The sequence below is a fragment of the Brevundimonas sp. genome (assembly GCF_035627475.1).
Classification (GTDB): Bacteria; Pseudomonadota; Alphaproteobacteria; order Caulobacterales; family Caulobacteraceae; genus Brevundimonas.
The window spans coordinates 2,501-21,737 of sequence record NZ_DASPLR010000043.1; the positions used below are offsets into that span (position 1 = coordinate 2,501).

Below are 19,237 nucleotides of genomic sequence, written 5' to 3' on the forward strand. Positions count from 1 at the left end.
CGATCCAGCTCGCCGCAGGCGTCGCCGAGCCGCGCATCCGGGCGGATGCTGTATACGGCGTCGCCCTTGTCCTTGAGAATTTCGGCGACGAGCATCGCGGCTCTCCCTCTCTATATAAGAGCGCGGCCGCGGACGGGCCGCTTCAGGCCGAAGGGTCGCGCAGATCGGGCGGGGAATCAAATGACGTCCGACGTGAACCGAACAGCCGGAGCCAGGAATCGATCAGCAGGACGCCCGCGAAGAACCCGAATGCGTGGGCTTCCCAGGCCACACGCGCGCCCTCGGCGCCCGGCGCAAGGCCGATCAGGCCGGCTCCGGCGTTCACCGCCATGATGACGGCCGCCATCACCAGGAAACGGCGGTCGACCAGCGGGCGCAACGACCCGTCGCGACGCCCCAGCAGGCGGAGGGCCGCGCCCATCAGGCCGAACACCGCCCCGGACGCGCCCACCAGCGGATGAAATGTGTCCGGATGGACAAGGCCGTAGCCGATCGCGCTGACCAGGCCTGTCGCCAGGTAGAAGGTCAGAAAGCCGACGACGCCACGGGTTCCTGGCATCAGGCGGGCGACGGGCGGCGCAAAGGCGAACACGCCCATGGCGTTCATAGCCACATGGCCCCAGTTGGCGTGCAGGAACATCGAGGTGAGAATCCCGGGCCACCAGTCGCCCCTCCACAGCGACGCCGGCGTGAACGCCAGCGACAGTCCGCCGTCGGGCGATCGTTCCTGCAACCAGAACAGAATCGGCAGCGAGGCGGTCAGAAGCAACGCCACGAGCGGCGCCTTCAGTACGGGTTCGCGAGACGGCTGGTCGGTCAGGGCTGGTCTCCGGCGGAGGTCGGGCGGCTGGTCGCCATCGTTAAGCATGGCAAGCGGTTCTTAATAACCATGATCCAGATTGGCACGGGGGTTGCTTGCCGGCCCGTAAACCATGCTCGCCTGTGGAGGTTCGCCTTGACCATCCGGCTGAAGACCATCCCCGCACTCGTCGGCGGCGTTGTCCTGGCCCTGCCGTGCGTCGCTGCGGCTCAGTCGGCGGGCTCGTCCGGCATGGGAACCTACCAGGCGGGGTATGGCGGCTCGCGCTACACGACCGCCCGTCCCCAGACGGGGTCGACCCGTGATCAGAACGGCAACCGATTGATCGTCGACGGCATCATCCAGGCCGGGGCCAGCACCTATTCGAGCACCAGCGGCGGCGTTTCGACCAGCTTCTCGGGCGCAGGCGGCCAGGGCGGCACAGCCATCGGCGGCTCCACCGCCATCGGCAACAGCCTGAACGTCGTGGTCCAGGGCAACCACAACACGGTCATCGTCAACTCAACCCAGATCAACAACGGCAACGTCACGGCCGGAACCAGCCTGAACGGCACCTTGAGGCTTCCATGATTCACGGTCAGACCGTTCGCCGCCTGAAGACGATCGCCGCCGCGAGCGCCATCGCCGCCCTCCTCGGCGGCTGCATCTCGGCGTCGGCGGGGCCCCAAGGCACGTACGCGACGCCGATCGGCAACGCCCCGGTGACCGCCAACCCAACCCCCTATTCCGCCGCCCTCTACTGCATGGCCGACTACGCCCGGCGCTATAACCTGCCCTCGCCGCGCATGGCCGTGGGTAGGATCAGCGACTACACGGGAACGGTTTCAGCGGACGGCGGTCGCCAGATCACCGGCGGCGCCTCGCTGATGGCGATGTCCGCCCTGGGCAAGGCCGGCGCCCGGATGCTGGAACGCTACGACACCTCCGTCTCGGAGATGGAGCTGCGCTACGCCAACAATCGCCTGATCGGCGACGCTGGCCCCGGTGGAGCCGACGACGTCGAGTACCGCCGCATCCTCGCGGGATCGGTTCCCGGCAGCGACTTCTACATCGTCGGCGGCATCACCGAGGTGAACCACAACATTCGCTCCGGCGGGTTCGACATGGCCGCGGGCCAGGCCAGCACCGACACGCCGCTGTCCACGGCCTTCGCGGGCCGGGCCTATGTGATGAACATCGCCATCGACCTGCGGCTGGTGCAGACCACCACGCTCGAGGTCGTCGATGTGGTCTCCTACCAGAAGCAGATCATCGGCCGGGAAATCTCGGCCGGGGTGTTCGATTTCCTGAACGGCAATGTCTTCGACATCTCGGCCGGCGAGGGCGCGCTCGAGCCGGTCCAGCTGGCGGTGCGCGCCCTGATCGAGCGGGCCACGGTCGAGTTCATGGCCAACCTGTATGGCGCACCCGGCCCGGAAATCTGCCTGTCGGCGGGTCCGGACCCGCTGGGCGGCACCACCGGCCCGACCGGCGGCTACTATCCAGCTTACCCCAACACGGACACGAACAATGGCGATACCCGCGCGGATCCGTCTCGCTGGCACGATCGCCGCGACGGCGCTGTGCGCCGCAGCCGCTACTGAGGTTGCCGCGCAGACCCCGCCGCCCGGCGGAACCATCGTCCTGAACGAACAGCTGCAGCTGGGCGACGTCTTCTCGCACCAGACGCTGAACGTCGTCGACGCCCAGGAACAGGTCACCGTCAGCACCTCGGCCCAGGGCAACAGCGCCTCTGGCGCCGTGGAGAACGGCTCGATCACCGTCCAGTCGGACCAGGACATGCGCGGCGACGCGGTCGCCACCACCGACATGACACTGGGCGGCGACACCTCGGGCGTCGTCAACGCCACGACCCAGGCGCAGGGCAACTATCTGGCGGTCAGCGCCTATGACGCCGACCTGACCGTGGACGCCACCCAGTCGAACACCGGCGGCCTGGTCAGCGCCACGTCGCGTCTTGGCGACGACGACGCCCGCCTCCTGGGCGGCGCCTACATCAACGCCTCGGCTATCTCGAACACCGTCGCCATTTACGGCGAAGGCTCATCGGTCGGCGGCGTGATCGACCAGTCTTCCGCTGCCACGGTTCGCGCCTACAACCGCATCGAGACTCAATACATCCCGGCCGAGGCCGGAGTGGACAGCCAGGCCATCGCCAACGCCGTCCAGGTCAACAGCGTCCAGACCTCGGGCCAGGACCTCGCCATCGTCCAGACCTCGACCGGCGCCTTCGTCGAAGCAGAGTCCAGCGCCAACGCCGGCAACGCGTGGGATCTCGCCGCCCGCGCCCGCGCCAGCGCAAACCAGGCCGTGCTCTACAACGAAGGCGGATCGGTCGTTGTCGCGTCCAGCCAGGACAACACCGCCTTTGTTCGCGCCGCAGCCACCACGACCGCCTACGACTACGGCCGCGCCGAGGCCCACGCCCGCGGCGCCGCCAACGAGCTGTCGGTGGGCAACAACGACATCTACGTCGAGATCGACAACAGCCAGTTCAACTCAGGGGGCGTCGACGTGACGGCCACCTTCTCGGGCACCAACGGCTACGACGTCTATGTCGGGGCCGAGGCGGTCGGCAACAGCGTCACCGGCTACGCCTGTTCGGAGTGCGAGGGCTATCTGGAAGCGCGCAACAGCCAGACCAACGGCGGCGACGTTTCCGCCACGGCCAACACGACGGTCGCCGGCTCGACCCGCGCAGTGATCACCGGCGCCAATGCCGTCGGCAACACCGCGACCTTCTACGTCTCGCGGCCTTCACATTAATCTTCCGTAACTTGAGCGGCCCTTCCGTGTCGCTGAAAGGTTGTCAGGGGCATCGGCGGTCGAGGATCGCAGCCCCCTGAACCTTGTCCGGCGCGGCCCCGAGCGGGAGCCATCGCGCCTATCGGAAAGATGCCGAATATGCGTTCCCCCCGTCGCCTGCTCCTTCTTGCCGCCGCCTCGGTGGCGGTTCTCGCTACGGCCGCTCCGGCCCTCGCCCAGGCGCAGGTCCAGCCTTCCGACCCATGGGCGCACGCGACCAGCGACATTACGGCCGACTCGAATGTCCGCTTTGGCGTCCTGCCCAACGGCATGCAGTACGCCATCATGCGCAACGCGACGCCACCGGGGCAGGCTTCGTTCCGCCTGCGCATCGACGCCGGCTCGTTGATGGAGAACGACAACCAGCGCGGCCTGGCGCACTTCATGGAGCATATGGCGTTCAACGGGACCACGAACATTCCCGAGAACGACCTTCTGCGCATCCTTGAGCGTCACGGCCTGGCCTTCGGGGCCGACACCAACGCCTACACCTCGTTCGACGAGACCGTCTACATGCTGGAGCTGCCGCGAGCGGACGAGGCAATCGTCGACGACGCGCTGCGCGTCATGCGCGAGCAGGTGTCGGAAGCGCTGATGGCGCCCGAGGCCATCGACGCCGAACGCGACGTCATCGTCGGCGAGCAGCGTCTGCGCAATGTCCCCGGCCTGCGCGCGCTCGAGGCGCAGCTGAAGCTGCTGGCTCCGGGCCAGCGCATCTCCGAACGCCTTCCGATCGGCGACCTGGAGGTCATCCGCACCGCCCCCCGCGAACGATTCGTGGACTTCTACGAGGCGTACTACCGGCCCTCGCGGGCGACGTTCGTTGCGGTGGGCGACTTCGATGTCGTGGAGATGGAGGCCAAGGTTCGCGGGGCCTTCGAAACCTGGCAGCCGAAGGCCGCCGACGGTCCCGACCCCGACCTCGGCACGGTCCGGCCGCGCGGGCCGGAAACCCGTATTCTGCTCGAACCGGGTGTCCAGTCCTCGATCTCGCTGGGCTATGTCCGCGCCCCCGACCGCGACCCCGACTCGGTGGCGGAGCGCCGGGACGACCTCGTCCGCGGCCTCGGCCTGGCGGTGTTGAGCCGCCGTCTCGGCGAGATCGCGCGCGCCGACAATCCGCCGTTCATCAGCGCAAGCGCCTCCGAAGACGAGTTGTTCGACAGCATCGGCTCGGCGTCTGTCTCCGCCCAGTTCAATCCGGGCGAATGGAAACGGGCGCTGGAGACCATCGAGCAGGAGCAGCGCCGCCTCGTCCAGTACGGCGTCACCGACGCCGAACTCCAACGCGAGATCACCGGCATCCGCGCCGCCCTCGAGAACGCTGTGGCCTCGGCCGCCACGCGCCGGACGCCGCAGTTGGCCCAAGGGCTGGTCGCCGCGGTCAATCAGGAGACCGTATTCAACACGCCCCAGACCAATCTCGACCTGTTCAACGCCGCGGTCGAGGGGCTGACGGCCGCCCAGATCAACGCCGTCATCCCGGGCGTCTTCGCCGGCGAAGGACCGCTGGCCCTCTTCGTAACGCCGGTGGAGATCGAAGGCGGCGAGGCCGCCGTCACCGCCGCCCTCGAAGCGTCGCGGCAGGTTCCGGTCACCGCTCCGGCAGCCCAGGCCCAGCTCGACTGGCCCTACGCCAGCTTCGGGGCTCCGGGCGTGGTCCAGGACCGCCGCGAGATCGCAGAGGTGGGAGCCACCGTCGTCACCTTCGCCAACGGCGTTCGCCTGACGGTCAAGCCGACGGACTTCCGCGACGAGCAGATCCTCGTCAGCGTCCGCACCGGCATCGGCGAACTCGCCCTGCCGACCGACCGTTCGGACCCGCAGGCGCTGGCGCCGCTGGTCTTTACCCAGGGCGGGCTGGGCAAGCTGACGGCGGACGAACTCAGCCGCGTCCTGAACGGACGCATCTATTCGGCCGCATTCGGCGTCGATGGCGACTCCTACAGCCTGTCCGGCGCGACCCGGCCGCAGGACTTCCCGCTCGAGATGCAGGTTCTTACGGCCTATCTCACCGATCCGGGCCTGCGCGCGGCTCCGTTCCAGCAGATCAAGACCTTCTTCCCTCAGATCGTCGCCCAGCAGATGGCCACGCCCGGCGGAGCCTTCCAGTTGCAGGCGTCCGGCCTGCTGGCCAGCGGCGACAAGCGCCAGTCCTTCCCCAGCGCCGAAGAGGTTGCGGCCTGGACCATCGAGGACCTGCGCGCAGGCGTGACGCAGGGCCTGTCGTCCGGGCCCATCGACGTGGTCGTGGTCGGCGACGTGACGGTGGACGACGCCATAGCCGCGGTCGCACCGACGCTGGGGGCGCTCGCCCCCCGCGGGCCCGACCCCCGTCCGGCGCCTGGCGCCACCGAGCTCCGCTTCCCCGCCGGAGTCGCCGAACCGGTCCAGCTGGGCCATACCGGGCCTGCCGAGCAGGCTCTGGGCTATATCGCCTGGCCGACCACCGATTCCGTGGGCGATCGCACCGAGTCCCGTCAGCTCGCCATCCTGGCCGAGGTGCTGAAGCTGCGGGTGCTTGAGGAGATTCGGGAGAAGCAGGCCCTGGCCTATTCGCCCAGTGTGGGAGCCAGCGCCTCCGACGTCTACGAGGGCTATGGCTCCATCTCGATCACCGCGCAGACGGCGGCGGACGCCCTGCCGGCCTTCTATGCGGCAGTCGAATCGATCATCGCCGGGCTCAGGGACGCGCCTGTCGACGCGGACGAGCTGAACCGCGCCCGTCTGCCGGTCATCGAATCGCTGCGCCGCAGCCAGGCCAGCAACGAATACTGGCTGGGCCAGCTGGCCGATGTGGCGGCCAAGCCGGAAGAACTCGAACAGACGCTGACCCACATCTCGGACCTGGAAGCGGTCACGCCGGCCGACATCCAGCGCCTGGCCCGCCAATATCTCCGCTCCGACACGGCCTGGCGCGCGACGGTGACCTCCTCGCGTCCCGCAGCGGAGGCCCCGGCAGCCGCGCCGGCCCAGTAAGGCGACAAAAAAGGCCCCGGTCCTTACGGATCGGGGCCAGTCGCTTCTCAGGATCGTCGACAGAGCCGACGAACGCCACCCTATCCGGGTCGCCATGACGCCCGGCTGAACGCCGGTGTCCGGTCTCCCGTCAGAATACCCGGCCGCCCACCCCCCCATCCAGGGTGATAGACGCGCCCGACACGGCGATCCCGGCCTGTTCGACCACTTCCTCGCGGTATTCGGTGTAGATCTCCTCCCGAACCATGGTCAGAATCTTGATGCCGGCGCCGTAGCGGCGCAGCAGCGAGCGTTCGTTGCATTCGCGCTCGGCCTTCTGGGCGCGGCACTCCACCTGGCCGCCGCGGCCGTGCCACAGCGCCTCGCCCTTGCGGCAGTCCATGGTCTCGCCCCGTCCGAAGTCGGCGTCGCTCACATACTCGGCCCAGCTGTACTGGAGACGGGTGCCGGCGAGGCAGCGGTACAGCTCGCCTTCGTAGTCGCCGTGGACCTCCCGGTCCGGGCGCACCTGAGAGGCCGGGTGAGGCACGTTGCGATCGTCGATGCAGAAGGCGCGGATGACCACACGTTTCTCCCAGCGACGGCGCGCCTCATAGGGCACGCGGATAACCTGACGGACGCGCGCGCCTTCAACGGTCAGGCCGTTGATCGTGGTCGGATAAGGCTGGTCCACCGTCACATAGGCGGATCCCCCGCCGGACACCCAGACGGCGCCGCCCGCGCGGGCGTTGAGGCCCGCCCGGCTACGCGCCCCGGCCTCGGCGTTGGCGTTGACGTTCACATTGACGTTGAAGTCGCCGCCGCCGCCGCAGCACGGCGGGGGCGGCGGTTGTTGGCAGCACGGAGGCGGCGGCGGCGGAGGCGGCGGCGGGGGCGGCTCACAGCACGGCGGCGGCGGCGGAGGGCAGATCGGCCCACATTGCGCCGCGGCGGTTCCGGCGACCGCCGTCACGACGACGAAGGTCGCCACGGCCGGCGTCCAGTTCATGATCCGCACCCGCATGGGCCGACCTCCAGATGAAAACTTCCGCGGCCCTAGCAAGACGCGGGCCGCTCCAGCCTGCATCTGAACCGCAAAAGCCTTTCGTTTCCGTTGCGTTTCGCCCCGGCCCGGACCTTGCGGCGGCCGCGCCAGAGGGCAAGGCGATGTTTCACCCTGATACGCAGTTCCTGATCGACCACTGGACGGCCCTTTCGCGCCGGCCGGACTCGCGCGGCGGCATCCCGGACCGGGCGGCCATCGAGCCGGACGCCCTCGGCCTGCGCCTGCCACGCGCCTTCGTGGCCCTCCGGACCGGCGGCGACGCCGTTATTCGGCTCGCCGGAAGCTGGATCGAGGGCTTCCATGGCGACGCCCTCAAGAACCAATCCCTTTTGTCCCTTTGGCGCGCCGCGTCGCGTCCGCTGGTGTCCACGGCCCTGACCCAGACAGCCCGGGAAGGTCGACCCGTGGTGATCGTGGCGCTGGCGGGCTGCAACGGGGCGCAGATCGAGATCGCCCTGCTGCCGTTGCGGGGCCCTTCGGGACAGCCGGACCGCCTGCTCGGCCTCTATGCGCCCGCGACGACGCTCACGCTGGCGACCGACGAGCCGAGGCTGCTGACCGCCCGCGTCTCGATTGGGGTGGGCGATGCGGCCCGCGCCCCGCTCAGCCTCGCCGCCGTTGGGGGCCGGAGAATCGCCTGATTCCCGGGCTCACGTGGGCTTCAAGTCCGCGACGTAGCGTTTCCAGTTCTGCACATAGTGGGCGGCGGAGGCCTTCAGCGTCTCGGTCTGGCTCGGCTCCAGTTGCCGCACCACCCTGCCCGGCTGGCCCATGACCAGAGAGCCGTCGGGGATTTCCTTGCCTTCCGTTATCAGGGTGTTCGCCCCGATGAGGCAGTTCTTCCCGATCTTCGCCCGGCCCAGCACCACCGCCCCGATGCCGATCAGGGTATTGTCGCCGATCTCGCAACTGTGGAGCATGGCCATGTGCCCTACGGTTACCCCGTCGCCCAGGGTCAGCGGCTCTCCAGGGTCGGAGTGCAGCACGCTGCCGTCCTGGATATTGGTGTCTCGCCCGATCGTAATCGGATCGTTGTCGCCACGCACCACCGCTCCGAACCAGACGCTGGCGCCCGGTTTGAGAATCACGTCTCCTATGACGGTTGCAGTCGGCGCGATCCAGTATTCGCCCTCGGGTGGAAGTTGTGGTTTCTTGTCACCGAGACTGTAAACATTCATCACAACACCGTCATTTCTGAAGAAATCAAGGGCTTTAAGCTCTCGTAAACCACGCTAGCATCAGAGTGTAGATGCGATTCGAGGCTGCCATTTCGGCCCCGGATCCGAAGCCGGATCAAGCCCGGTCCGGTCAGGCCCAGGAGGACGCGCGTGACGCGTTCCGGTCGGCGGGTGTCACCGCTGGAAGCCAGGTCCCTGCAAAGGGGGCCTTCCTCCGACCCGGGCGGATGCGCGGCGTTCCGTTCCCCGACCACCTTCGTTCGAGGCGATGCTTTCGCGGCATCGCCTTTTTTCATGCCCTGGAGGCGTCCATGACCAAGCGTGCGGCAATCAAGCGTCAGACCCGTGACATGTCCCGTGAACACGGGGTTCTGGATTCACGGCAGTTCATGGAGGATGCCAAGGTGAGGCGCCTTCCGACACACGCCGGCTGGTCGCCCTACCCTTCCAACGACGATCGGGACCAGGCGTATCTGAAGACGCTGAAGCCGAAGTCCGACGGCCAGGCCGAGCTGATGACGGCCATCGATCACCACAACATGGTCCTGGCCCTCGGCCCGGCCGGCACCGGCAAGACCTATCTGGCCGTCGCCAAGGCGGTCGAGGCGCTCGAGGCCGGCAAGGTGGGCCGCATCGTCCTGAGCCGCCCGGCCGTCGAGGCTGGCGAGTCAATCGGCTTCCTGCCGGGAGACATGGAGGACAAGCTCGCTCCCTATCTGCGCCCGCTCTACGACGCCCTCTCGGACCGGTTGTCGATGAAGCGGGTCAAGGCCCTCATGGCGGAAGGACTGATCGAGATCGCCCCCATCGGCTACATGCGCGGCCGCACCCTGAACAACGCCTTCATCGTCGTCGACGAGGCCCAGAACTGCACCTACGTCCAGCTGAAGATGCTGCTGACGCGTCTGGGCTGGCATTCGACCATGGTGGTCACCGGCGATCCGCAGCAGTCGGACCTGCTGCCGGGCATCTCCGGCCTGTCGGACATCGCCGAGCGCCTCGCCCCGGTCCCGGAGATCGCCGTCGTCAACCTGGCGGAGCGTGACATCGTCCGCCACCCGCTGGTCGCGAGCATGATCGGGGTGCTCTGACCCACCGGGAGATCAGGCCGTCGCGGGATTTGGCGCGGCGGCCTCTTCCTTCGCCAGGGCGATGCCTTCAGGGGATCCGCTCGCCGGCGGTTTCGGCCGGGCTCCAATGCGGTCGATGAAGGCGAACACAAAGGGGTTCAGAGAGATCGACAGCAGGGCCGCGGCCAGAATCAGGTCGTGGGTCTCGCGGGTCATGCCGCCGAGGTTGACGCTGAGTGCGGCCAGAATGAAGGAAAACTCGCCGATCTGCGCCAGCGCCGCTGCCACTGTCAGGCTCGTCGCCCGATCCAGCTTGAAAAACGTCGTGATGCCCAGCGCCGCGATGGACTTGCCGACGATGACGATTCCCAGCACGCCGAGCACCGCCAGTGGCTCCCGCATCAGGATAGTCGGATCGAACAGCATCCCGACCGAGACGAAGAACAGGACGGCGAAGGCGTCCCGCAGCGGCAGCGACCGTTCGGCCGCGTTATGCCCCAGGGGCGAGCTGTTCAGCACCAGCCCCGCCAGGAAGGCGCCGAGGGCGAATGAGTGGAACAGCTGGTAAGCGACCCAGGCGATCCCGAGGGCGATAGCCAACACACCGAGGGTGAACAGCTCTCGTGACCGGGTGTGGGCGATTCTGACCAGCAGCCATGGCAGGGCGCGCGTGCCGACCAGCAACATGACAGCCACGAAGCCGGCCACCTTGAGCAGAGTCCACCCGATCGACTGGGCCAGCACGAGTGCGCCTACGGTCTCGCCCGCACCCGCCACGAGCAATGGCAGGATGACCAGGGCGAGAACGATCACCAGATCCTCGACAATCAGCCAGCCCATGGCGATGCGGCCGACTTCCGCCTTGACCTGTTTGCGCTCTTCCATGGCCCGCAACAGCACGACGGTCGAGGCCACCGATAGCGCAAATCCCATCAGGACGGCCTCAAGGTCGTCCATGCCCATCAATCGTCCGAGCCCCCAGCCAAGCACGGTGGCCGCCCCGATCTGGACGAGGGCTCCGGGGACGGCGACCTTTCGGACCTTCATCAGATCCGCGAGGGAGAAGTGCAGGCCGACGCCGAACATCAGCAGGATGACCCCGATTTCGGCCAGCTGCGGGGCCAGCTCCGTATCGGCGACGAAACCCATGGTGTGCGGACCGACAGCGATCCCCGCAACCAGATAGCCGACCAGAGGCGACAGCTTCAGCCGGTTGGCCAACATGCCGAACACGAAGGCCAGAACGAAGCCGCCGACCAGGGTGAGGATCAGGCTGTCGGCATGCGGCATCGGCGCTCCTTCGAGGGCGGTGGTCTGTGGCGGAGGAAGCGCGACAATTGCGGTCTGCAACGCGCCGGGGCAAGCTTTGATCGGCCCGCGCGACCAGACGACACGATTGCCCCTTCGCGCCTGGCGCCTGGACTGCTAACCGGACGGCCTCACATCTCAGCGACCCGAATGAAAATCCCACGCATCGCCCTGGCCGCCTACGGCTTCGCCCTCGCAATCATCGTCGTCGACCAGCTGACCAAGGCCTGGGTCTTGCAGGGCGTGCCCGTCGCCTATGAGGGCTGGGTCGCGGACGTATTGCCTCCGGTCTTCAGGATTTCGCTCGTCCACAACGAGGGCGTCAGCTTTGGCCTGTTCGGAGACGGGTCGGCGCGGTGGATGCTCAGCATCTTCTCGATCGCGGTGGCCGGCGTTTTGGGATGGTGGGCGCTGAAGGCCGACCGTCGGCTGCTGGTGACATCAATCGGCCTGATCATGGGCGGCGCCATCGGCAATGTGATCGACCGCATCCGCTTCGGCTTCGTAGTCGACTTCCTCGATTTCTCGGGGACGGGCTTCTTTCCCTGGGTGTTCAACGTCGCCGACAGCGCCATCACGGTCGGCGTGATCCTGCTCATCCTCGACAGCCTGCTGTCCGAAAGGGCGGCCAAGGTTGGCGTCGCCGCCGAAAAGTCGTAATCAGCCGCTTCCTCTAGGGTTTACGTGCGCGCCTGCCGGCGCGCCCATCCGAGATCAAATATGCGCCTTACCCGCACCGCCGTCCTGACCCTCGCCGCATCGGCCCTCGTGCTGGGCGGGTGCAGCAGCATGCGCCAGAGCATCGGCCTGACCAAGGTGACCCCGGACGAGTTCCTTACCGTCTCCACCGCCCCGCTGACGGTGCCGCCGGAATACGGTCTGCGCCCGCCGGCGCCGGGCCAGCCGCGCCCGCAGGAACTGGCGCCCGAGTCCGCCGCCCGCCAGATCCTGCTGGGTCAGCGGCAGGCCGTGACCCGCTCGCCCGGCGAGCAGGTGCTGGTCGCCCAGGCCGGCGGCGACCGCGCCGATCCCCTCGCCCGCTACGTTATCGACGACGAGTTCGGCGACCTCGCCCACAAGGAAGAGGGCTGGGCCAACCGGATCCTCTTCTGGCGCCGGGACGACCCCGCGACCCAGGCGCCGACCACGGCACAGACGTCGGACGGCGCCGTGACTATCGACGCGGCCAGCGAATATGCGCGGATGCAGGCCCTGACCGGCGGACGCGTCGGCATCGTCATCGCGCCGCGCCGCGACACAGGCTTCAAGCTTCCCGGGCTCTAGACCCCGGACTGACCCTGCCGAAGGCCCGGATGCGAAGGCGTCCGGGCCTTTTTGGTTGTCAGGCCTTCGCCGCCCCGGCTCTCAGCCCCCGTTCCGCCAGCGCCACCACCGCAACGCCGGCGATGGTCAGGGCCGCGCCGGTGAGGATCTGCGCCGTCAGCACATCGCCCATGAACAGCCATCCGATCAGGATCGAGACCACCGGCGTGGCCAGAAGATAGGGCGTGACCCGTCCCGCCTCGCGCTTCTGGACCAGCCAGAACACCAGGGTGGTCGCCAGCACCGACGACACCAGCCCGGCCCACACGACGCAGGCCCACACCAGGGCGTCGGCGTCACGCATGGCCTGCACCTGCCCCTGTTCGAACATCGCCGAGCCGAAGGCCAGGCTGGGCAGGGCCACGAGCGCCAGCAGGCCCTGCATCTTGAGCGGCGGAATGGAGGTGGTCCGGCGCGCGATGACCGTCGTCATGGCCCAGGCCGCGCTGGCGGCGATGCCCACCAGGATGGCCTTCCAGTCGGCTATGGCGTGGGGATCGAGCGTCATCCAGGCCACCCCCGCGAAGGCCACGCCCATGCCGATCAGGGCGAACCGCGACAGCCGCTCGCCCAACAGCATGAAGGCGAACAGGGCCGTGAACGGCACCCAGAGCTGGGCGGCCACCGACACCGGGCTGACATCCTGGGCGAGCCAGAATGCCAGGTAGATCAGCCCATAATGAATCGGTCCGCCAAGCCCGACGATGATCAGCAGGCTCTTCCAATTCGGGAAGGGCGGCCGGACAAACGGTACAAGGCAGGCGGCGGCGATGGCGAAGCGCAGCGCGCCCGTCAGCAGCGGCGGCAGGGTCTCCGTGGCCTGTTTGGCGGCGGCGTTGTTGACGCCCCAGATCACCACCACCGCCATGATGGCGGCGACCTCGACCAGGGAGAGCGGGCTGTGCGGCTTGTCGGGAGTGATCACCTGACGCCTATGCCATGCGCCGCGCAACGCCGCCCCTCAAAGCCGGTAACCGACCATTTCGACCGCCGCGGGCCGCCACCGCCCTAGAACGGGATGTCGTCGTTCAGGTCGTAGCTTTCCTTAGGGCCGCTGGGCTTGTTGGCGCCCCCGGTGGAGAAGCCGGACGAGTAGTCGTCGTCACCGCCGCCGCGCGAAGCGCCGCCGCCGTCACGGCCGCCCAGCATGGTGAGCTCGCCGCGGAACTTCTGCAGAACGACCTCGGTGGTGTATTTCTCGACCCCGTTCTGCTCGTATTTGCGGGTCTGCAACGAGCCCTCGACGTAAACGGTCGAGCCCTTCTTGAGATAGTTTTCGGCCACCTTGACGATGTTCTCGTTGAAGATGACCACGCGATGCCACTCGGTCTTCTCCTTGCGTTCGCCGGTGGCCTTGTCGCGCCACTGTTCGGACGTCGCGAGCGACAGGTTGGCGACGCGTTCGCCTGAGTTGAGCGTGCGGATTTCCGGGTCCTTGCCCAGATTGCCGACCAGAATGACCTTGTTGACGCTGCCCGCCATCATCGAATTCCTTTTGTGAGCCCCTGGTGCGTCGCACTGGTTCGGAGCCGGTTCTTTATCTCGCGGACCGCAATCTAGCTGATGACGGACCGATGTTCCAGTTTTGTTCTTTACTGTCCCGGAGGGGACGGTGGAGCCGCGACCGCGACGGGCCGGCCGGTTTCATCCCGGATGATCGCCCCCGGCACCGCAAGGCGGCCGTCGCCGGTCCGGGCCATGAAGATGAAGCGGGCGCCGTCCAGCGACTTGCCGATCCAGATCCCTTCCCGGTCGATGAAGATGTACTGGCCCTGATAGGCGCCGGTGATCTCCTGCCGGCTGCCGCCCTGGCGGAGGAAGGTCAGCCGCATCTCCTCCAGCCGCGCGGCGCAATGCTCGAGCTGCGGCTGGTTGTCGGCCAGCTTGTTGAACACAGGGTCTTCGCCAGCCTCGCCAGCCGTCACGGCGAAGCAGACGCCAGGTTCGTACGGAGCTTCGACCGAGCTGTTGCAGGCCGTGAGGGTCAGGGCGCCGGCGCCGGCGGCCAGGGCAAGGGGAACGCGGGTCATCAACGAAGGTCCGGGAACTGGCAGCTGCGATCCTGTTCGACCAGGGTGCGGAAGTGGTTGTTGTCGGGCGACTGCTCGACCCGGCGCGGCACCAGCCGCAGGGTCGTGTTGCCCCAACGGCCGTACAGGGCGTCGCCCGGACGGACACAGGTGCCGGAATAGAGCGCCTGAACGCAGGCGTTCAGGCTCATGTTGGACGACAGGGCCCGCCAGTCGGAACCCGTGTGGCGCAGGCACTGGGCGCCGGCGGCGGCCTCCGTCTGAACCTGCTCCGCCGGGACCGGGGCGGTCTGGGCGAGTTCGGGCGCGATCCCGGCCACATCCTCGGGCGCTGTCGGCGGCGGTGCGAATGACGCCGTCGGGGCGGCGACCAGCGCACCCGTCTCGTCGACACCGACATCGAGGGCGTCCGTGGCGAGACCGTTGCGGCGCGCGCAGTCCGCCAGGGTGGCCATGCCGACAAACTGGCCGTCGACGTAGCAGCGCAGCTCGCGGGTCGTGTTCAGCTCCGGGGCGTCGGCGACGTCGACCGTCAGGCCGCCCTGCGCCGCCGGGGGCGGAGCGGGATCGCGGTCGCGCCCGCCCGACACGACCAGGGCGATCACCACCGCTGCGACGATCGCAATACCGGCGCCGATAGCGATGAGGATGCGGTTGTCCTGGGGCATGAAAGGCTCGCGCGGCTGGAGAGCCCAATAACCCCGCCGGGCCATGCCGCGTCAACGGCCTTCGTCCGGGATGCAGCCCTATCCGCCCAGCCGGGCCAGGGCCGCCTGATAGTTGGCCAGCTGGTTGGTCAGATAGGCGGGGACCGGGCCATTGGCGGCCGCCGCGGCGCTGGTGGCGGGGTCCAGCGACCGGTAGGCGTCGCGCACCGCCTTCATCGCCGCCTGGATGCGTTCGCCGGCGGTCCTGGCCAATGCGGCGTCGCCCAGCCGGAGGCCGGCCGGCAGGTCGAGACCGAAGGTCTTGCGAATGTCGTCGCCCACCGAAGCCCCGATATATCCCGACGAAAGGCCGAGACCCGCCAAGGCGTCGCGGCCCGTCTCGCCCGACGTCAGCACGGCGCCCGACTTGCCGTCGCGCGCCATGATCGACAGGCGCTGGAAGCCGCCGGTCGTCGTGGTGATCTCGCCGTCCTTGCCGGTCACCGAGCCCCCTTCGGACGCCACCGTCACCTTCAGCTTGCCGTTGGAGGCGATCTCGATCTTTCGGGCCAGGGTGGCCAGCGTGTCCTTGGCGGCGATGGTGACCGGGACGGACCGTCCGCCGTCGGCCGGGCTGATGTAGAAGCGGTCGCCGACCCTCAGCGAAGTCGCGTCCACCAAGCGCTTCGAATCGCTCTGGTCAATCTCGCCATTGGGAAGGCCCAGCCGGTCCAGCACGGTGGCGCCGCCCGACGCCACCGCGAGGGTCAGCGGGCTGGCCTGGTCACCATCGCCCGACCAGGTCTTCTCGTACTCGACGACCCCGGTGAGCGGATCCAGTCGCACCAGATATCCCCGCGTGGGATCGTCCTTGTCCGCCGCCGGATCGCGGTCTGCGATTCCGGTGATCCAGACCTTGCCGTCGTGAACCTTGACGTCGGCGGCGCTGTCGTCGCCCGCCCCGCCGTACCAGGTCGTCCGGTCGGCGGCCGAGGCCGTGAGGTCGCCCGACAGGGTCGCGACGAAGACGTCCTTGCCGCCGGAGTGGCCGGTGGTCACGGTCCCCGCCGACAGGCCGCTGTCGCGGCTCGTGCCGGTCACGATGACCCTGCCGCCTGATACTGACAGGCCGGCGATGTCGCCGCTGATCGTCCCGAGGTCCCGGGTCGACGCCAGGGTCGGCACGCCGCCGGCGTCGAGGGTGAAGTGGCGGACCACCGCGCGGCCGTTCTCGACGCCCGCGGTGTAGAGGTTGGAGCCGTCCACGGTCATGGCGTCGACGCTGTCGTCGCTGACGGTCCCGAACTGGCTCGTGGCCGTCGCCCTGGAGACGATGCCAGCAGTGGGATAGGGCTCTCCCGCCTTGAACGCCTGGACATAGCCGTCCCAGCCGCCGACGGCGGCGGCGCCCGTCACGGCCGATTTGGCGCGGCCGCCGATATAGACCGTTCCGTCGGCGCCGAAGCTGACAGAGGTGGCTTCGTCGGCGGCGCGGGCCCCTCGCCGTTGCGTCCAGACCTCCTGGCCGTCCTTGTCGAATACGGTGACGAAGCTGTCCGCCACGTCGGCGACATCGCCGGTCTTTCCCGCGTCCGTGGTCGTGGTGTTGAGCGCCCCAGTGACCGAGCCGGCTACGGCGACCTCTCCATTGGCGTTGATGGCGAGGGCGTAGCCGCTGGCGGTCGAGGCCGCGCCGAGCGTGCGGGTAGCCACCAACCGACCGGCGGAGTCGTACTTCATCAGGGCCACATCCTGGACGCCCTTGATCGGCTGGGTGTCGGGTCCGGCCGTGACGTCAGCCACGATCCACAGCGAGCCATCGGGGCCGACGGCGCTGGCCCGGACATTCTCGACCCCTTCCGGCAAGGCGTCCTGCGACAGGCGACCGTCGACCCACCGGGTCTCGCCCACGCCGCCGCCCGTGGGCGGGGCCGCCGTGCCGACGTCGCTCTGGAACTTGAGCAGCTGGGTCCCGCCGGCCGTCCCGGACGACTGCACGACGTAGACGGCGTCCGACGCCTCCGGGGCCGCAAAGCCCACGGTCTCGGTCGATGTGCCACGAACGGCCAGCGCCCATCGGTCCGGGCCGGCCGGCAGGGTCACAGCCTTGCCGTTGACCTGGATCGTCTTCGCCTCGGCCTTGATCTGCTCGCGGCCGAGACGGGTCTGGAAGCCGGCGGCCTCGAGCTTGCCGTTGATGTGGGTGAGGACGTTGTCGAGCGTGCGCGGGGTGGCTCCCATGTCGGCGAGGTCGATCGGCACCGTCGTGGTCTGGGAGTCCGTCACGCCCACGGGCACCTTGATGGTGATGCTGAAGCGGGTATCGCCCTGAAAGGCGGCCACGGGCGTGTCGACCGAGCCCTCGTGGATCGGGCCGGTGATGGAGCGGGCGCTGTCCCGCGGCACGGCGGCCGTGGTCTTGCTGGTCATCTTCGAGGCGCCCTGCACCATGCGGATGGCTTCGAACTCCGAGCTCGACAGCCACGAACCGATCTCGGTCAGGCCGGAGGTGAAGCGCTTGGTCAGTTGCGTCAGCTCAAGGCTGCTGATTCCCTTGGTCGCCGACCGGTTGACGAGGGCGTTCAGCGTGTCCAGCCCCTGATACAGGGCGAAGAGCTTGCGGTAGTCGGCCGACGCCGACTTGATATCGAGCTGGGCGGCGTCTTCGTTGATGAATTTCCGGCCGCCGAGGGCCGCACGGACGAGGGCGTCCGGCTTCGGCGGCTCCACACTGGTCGACCATGGCGGGGTCGGTTGCTTGCGCGCGGCCTGGCCCAGGGCGGCGGCCGTCGTCGTGTCCAGCGCAAGAGGCGCGGTACCGCCGAACAGGCCGAGAAGATAGCTGTTGCTGATCAAAGGGCGCTCCCGCCCGCCAGTGTGACGGCTTGAGCGTAACGAGGCCTTAACGTCCGGGGCCGGAGCGACTCCGAACACGACTCAGGGAACAATGGCCGACGGCGACGGTTGAGCCCTCGCCGTTGAAGCAGGAGACGTGCGTCATGTCTGCCTTCGTCGAAACCCTGAGATCGTTGCTCGCCCTGTACGGATTCGGCCATCGCGCCCAGCGGCGGCGGCCCGCGCCCGTCTATATCGGCCGCTCGGGGGCCGGGCGGTTCTGATCCCCTAGCCGCCCCGGAACAGCGACAGGATGATCTGCGGCGCCTGGTTGGCGATCGACAGCGACTGCGCGCCCAGCTGCTGCTGGACCTGCAGGGCCTGAAGTCGGGCGCTTTCCTTGGCGAGGTCGGCGTCGACCAGATTGCCGATCCCCGATTCCAGCGTGTCGACCAGCTTGGTGACGAAGCTCTGGTGCGCCTCGATCTGCTTGGCCTGGGCGCCGATCTCGCCAAGCGAGGCGTTCAGCTGGGTGATCGAGTCGTCGAGCCGGTTCAGGGCCTGGGTCGCGCCGGTCAACGTCAGCAGGCTGTCCGACATCGACAGCTCGATGATGGCGCCGCCGAGGCTCAGATCCTTGGCCGAGAGGGTGACGAACGAGCTGGCGTCGGCGTTGGCGAGGAACCGGATCCCCGTCGTCAGCGAACCATTGAGGATGTTGCCGCCGTCGAAGGTCGCGTTGTCCACGGCCGAGGCGATGGCCTTGAGCAGGGCCTTGAAGTCGGCGTCGAGCAGCTCGCGCGACTGGGTCTTGAGCGATGTGTCCTTCGCCGCGACGACCTTTTCCTTGAGCTGGTTCAGCAGGTCGGAAACCGATTCGCCGGCCGACAGGGCGACGTCGGCGATCGAGGTGGCCCTGTCGAGGCTTTGCTTGACCGCGTTGAGGGCGCCGACGTCGGCCCGCTGCTGCTGGGCGATGGCCCAGATGGCGGCGTTGTCCTTGGCGCCCTGAACCTTCAGGCCGGTCGAGATGCGGCTCTGCACATCGCCCAGACGGTCGTTCGTACGCGTCAGGTTCTGCAGCGCGATCGCGGCGGAAGTGTTGGTATGGACGCTGTTCGTCATCCGACTCGGCCTTTCAGGTTTGGCCAAGGCTAGGGGGCGAACGGTGCACACATGGTTAACGGCCGCTAACCA

General features: G+C 68.2%; 18 protein-coding genes and 1 pseudogene (1 of these 19 only partly in view). 8 read left to right on the forward strand and 11 right to left on the reverse strand.

Annotated features, from left to right (window positions below; all coding sequences use genetic code 11):
- Both VEA62_RS11155 and VEA62_RS11160 read right to left on the reverse strand, forming a co-directional pair.
- On the reverse strand, positions 1-95 hold the 5' end (the start) of the coding sequence (locus VEA62_RS11155; RefSeq protein ID WP_324821615.1) for a CBS domain-containing protein. Its footprint begins 334 nt before the window's first position; the window shows 95 of its 429 coding nt (coding positions 1-95); it begins with the start codon at positions 93-95; its stop codon lies off the left edge, out of view.
- A gap of 47 nt (positions 96-142) precedes the next feature.
- A complete protein-coding gene (locus VEA62_RS11160) occupies positions 143-868 on the reverse strand; it encodes a rhomboid family intramembrane serine protease (protein WP_324821617.1) in 726 nt (241 codons plus the stop codon).
- Between the two features lie 87 nt (positions 869-955).
- On the opposite strand from VEA62_RS11160, the gene hfaA reads away from it, so the two are divergent.
- The 4 genes from hfaA to VEA62_RS11180 all read left to right on the forward strand — a co-directional run bounded on the left by hfaA (position 956) and on the right by VEA62_RS11180 (position 6,604).
- The gene (gene hfaA / locus VEA62_RS11165) at positions 956-1,390 is read left to right on the forward strand and encodes a holdfast anchoring protein HfaA (RefSeq protein ID WP_324821619.1); all 435 of its coding nucleotides are present in this window, start codon (positions 956-958) and stop codon (positions 1,388-1,390) included.
- A complete protein-coding gene (gene hfaB, locus VEA62_RS11170) occupies positions 1,387-2,403 on the forward strand; it encodes a holdfast anchoring protein HfaB (protein ID WP_324821621.1) in 1,017 nt (338 codons plus the stop codon). Before hfaA ends, hfaB begins: the two co-directional genes overlap by 4 nt.
- Positions 2,330-3,586: a holdfast anchor protein HfaD gene (hfaD, locus tag VEA62_RS11175; RefSeq protein ID WP_324821623.1), complete on the forward strand. Its 1,257-nt coding sequence runs from the start codon at positions 2,330-2,332 to the stop codon at positions 3,584-3,586. The genes hfaB and hfaD overlap by 74 nt, the downstream gene beginning before the upstream one ends.
- A gap of 138 nt (positions 3,587-3,724) precedes the next feature.
- Complete coding sequence (locus VEA62_RS11180) at positions 3,725-6,604, forward strand: M16 family metallopeptidase (RefSeq protein WP_324821625.1); 2,880 nt, start codon at positions 3,725-3,727, stop codon at positions 6,602-6,604.
- 130 nt (positions 6,605-6,734) lie between these two features.
- Here VEA62_RS11180 and VEA62_RS11185 read toward each other — a convergent pair whose 3' ends face one another.
- Positions 6,735-7,607 carry a hypothetical protein gene (locus VEA62_RS11185; protein WP_324821627.1) on the reverse strand — a complete coding sequence of 291 codons (873 nt, stop codon included), beginning with the start codon at positions 7,605-7,607 and terminating at the stop codon, positions 6,735-6,737.
- Between the two features lie 143 nt (positions 7,608-7,750).
- On the opposite strand from VEA62_RS11185, the gene VEA62_RS11190 reads away from it, so the two are divergent.
- Positions 7,751-8,290 carry a PAS domain-containing protein gene (locus tag VEA62_RS11190; protein ID WP_324821629.1) on the forward strand — a complete coding sequence of 180 codons (540 nt, stop codon included), beginning with the start codon at positions 7,751-7,753 and terminating at the stop codon, positions 8,288-8,290.
- A gap of 177 nt (positions 8,291-8,467) precedes the next feature.
- Here the strand turns inward: VEA62_RS11190 and VEA62_RS11195 are convergent.
- Positions 8,468-8,827: pseudogene (locus VEA62_RS11195) on the reverse strand (gamma carbonic anhydrase family protein); the annotation flags it as partial.
- A gap of 299 nt (positions 8,828-9,126) precedes the next feature.
- On the opposite strand from VEA62_RS11195, the gene VEA62_RS11200 reads away from it, so the two are divergent.
- Complete coding sequence (locus tag VEA62_RS11200; protein WP_324821681.1) at positions 9,127-9,918, forward strand: PhoH family protein; 792 nt, start codon at positions 9,127-9,129, stop codon at positions 9,916-9,918.
- Positions 9,919-9,930: 12 nt separating this feature from the next.
- On the opposite strand, the gene VEA62_RS11205 is transcribed toward VEA62_RS11200, so the two are convergent.
- On the reverse strand, positions 9,931-11,187 hold the full coding sequence (locus tag VEA62_RS11205; RefSeq protein WP_324821633.1) for a cation:proton antiporter: 1,257 nt from the start codon (positions 11,185-11,187) through the stop codon (positions 9,931-9,933).
- A gap of 168 nt (positions 11,188-11,355) precedes the next feature.
- On the opposite strand from VEA62_RS11205, the gene lspA reads away from it, so the two are divergent.
- Together lspA and VEA62_RS11215 are read left to right on the forward strand one after the other, a co-directional pair.
- Positions 11,356-11,865, forward strand: coding sequence for a signal peptidase II (lspA, locus tag VEA62_RS11210; protein WP_324821635.1), 510 nt, complete (start codon positions 11,356-11,358; stop codon positions 11,863-11,865).
- 60 nt (positions 11,866-11,925) lie between these two features.
- Complete coding sequence (locus VEA62_RS11215) at positions 11,926-12,489, forward strand: DUF3035 domain-containing protein (RefSeq protein WP_324821637.1); 564 nt, start codon at positions 11,926-11,928, stop codon at positions 12,487-12,489.
- Positions 12,490-12,547: 58 nt separating this feature from the next.
- On the opposite strand, the gene VEA62_RS11220 is transcribed toward VEA62_RS11215, so the two are convergent.
- The 6 genes from VEA62_RS11220 to VEA62_RS11245 all read right to left on the reverse strand — a co-directional run bounded on the left by VEA62_RS11220 (position 12,548) and on the right by VEA62_RS11245 (position 19,165).
- Positions 12,548-13,396: a DMT family transporter gene (locus VEA62_RS11220; protein WP_324821683.1), complete on the reverse strand. Its 849-nt coding sequence runs from the start codon at positions 13,394-13,396 to the stop codon at positions 12,548-12,550.
- Positions 13,397-13,536: 140 nt separating this feature from the next.
- Positions 13,537-14,010, reverse strand: coding sequence for a single-stranded DNA-binding protein (ssb, locus tag VEA62_RS11225; RefSeq protein ID WP_324821639.1), 474 nt, complete (start codon positions 14,008-14,010; stop codon positions 13,537-13,539).
- 110 nt (positions 14,011-14,120) lie between these two features.
- The gene (locus VEA62_RS11230) at positions 14,121-14,558 is read right to left on the reverse strand and encodes a hypothetical protein (protein ID WP_324821641.1); all 438 of its coding nucleotides are present in this window, start codon (positions 14,556-14,558) and stop codon (positions 14,121-14,123) included.
- Entirely contained in the window at positions 14,558-15,226 is a 669-nt protein-coding gene (locus VEA62_RS11235) for a hypothetical protein (RefSeq protein WP_324821643.1), read from the reverse strand. The genes VEA62_RS11230 and VEA62_RS11235 overlap by 1 nt, the downstream gene beginning before the upstream one ends.
- Positions 15,227-15,304: 78 nt before the next feature.
- Positions 15,305-18,061, reverse strand: a complete 2,757-nt coding sequence (locus tag VEA62_RS11240; protein ID WP_324821645.1) for a transcriptional regulator — start codon at positions 18,059-18,061, stop codon at positions 15,305-15,307.
- A gap of 267 nt (positions 18,062-18,328) precedes the next feature.
- Entirely contained in the window at positions 18,329-19,165 is an 837-nt protein-coding gene (locus tag VEA62_RS11245) for a flagellin (protein ID WP_324821647.1), read from the reverse strand.
- Positions 19,166-19,237: the final 72 nt, after the last annotated feature.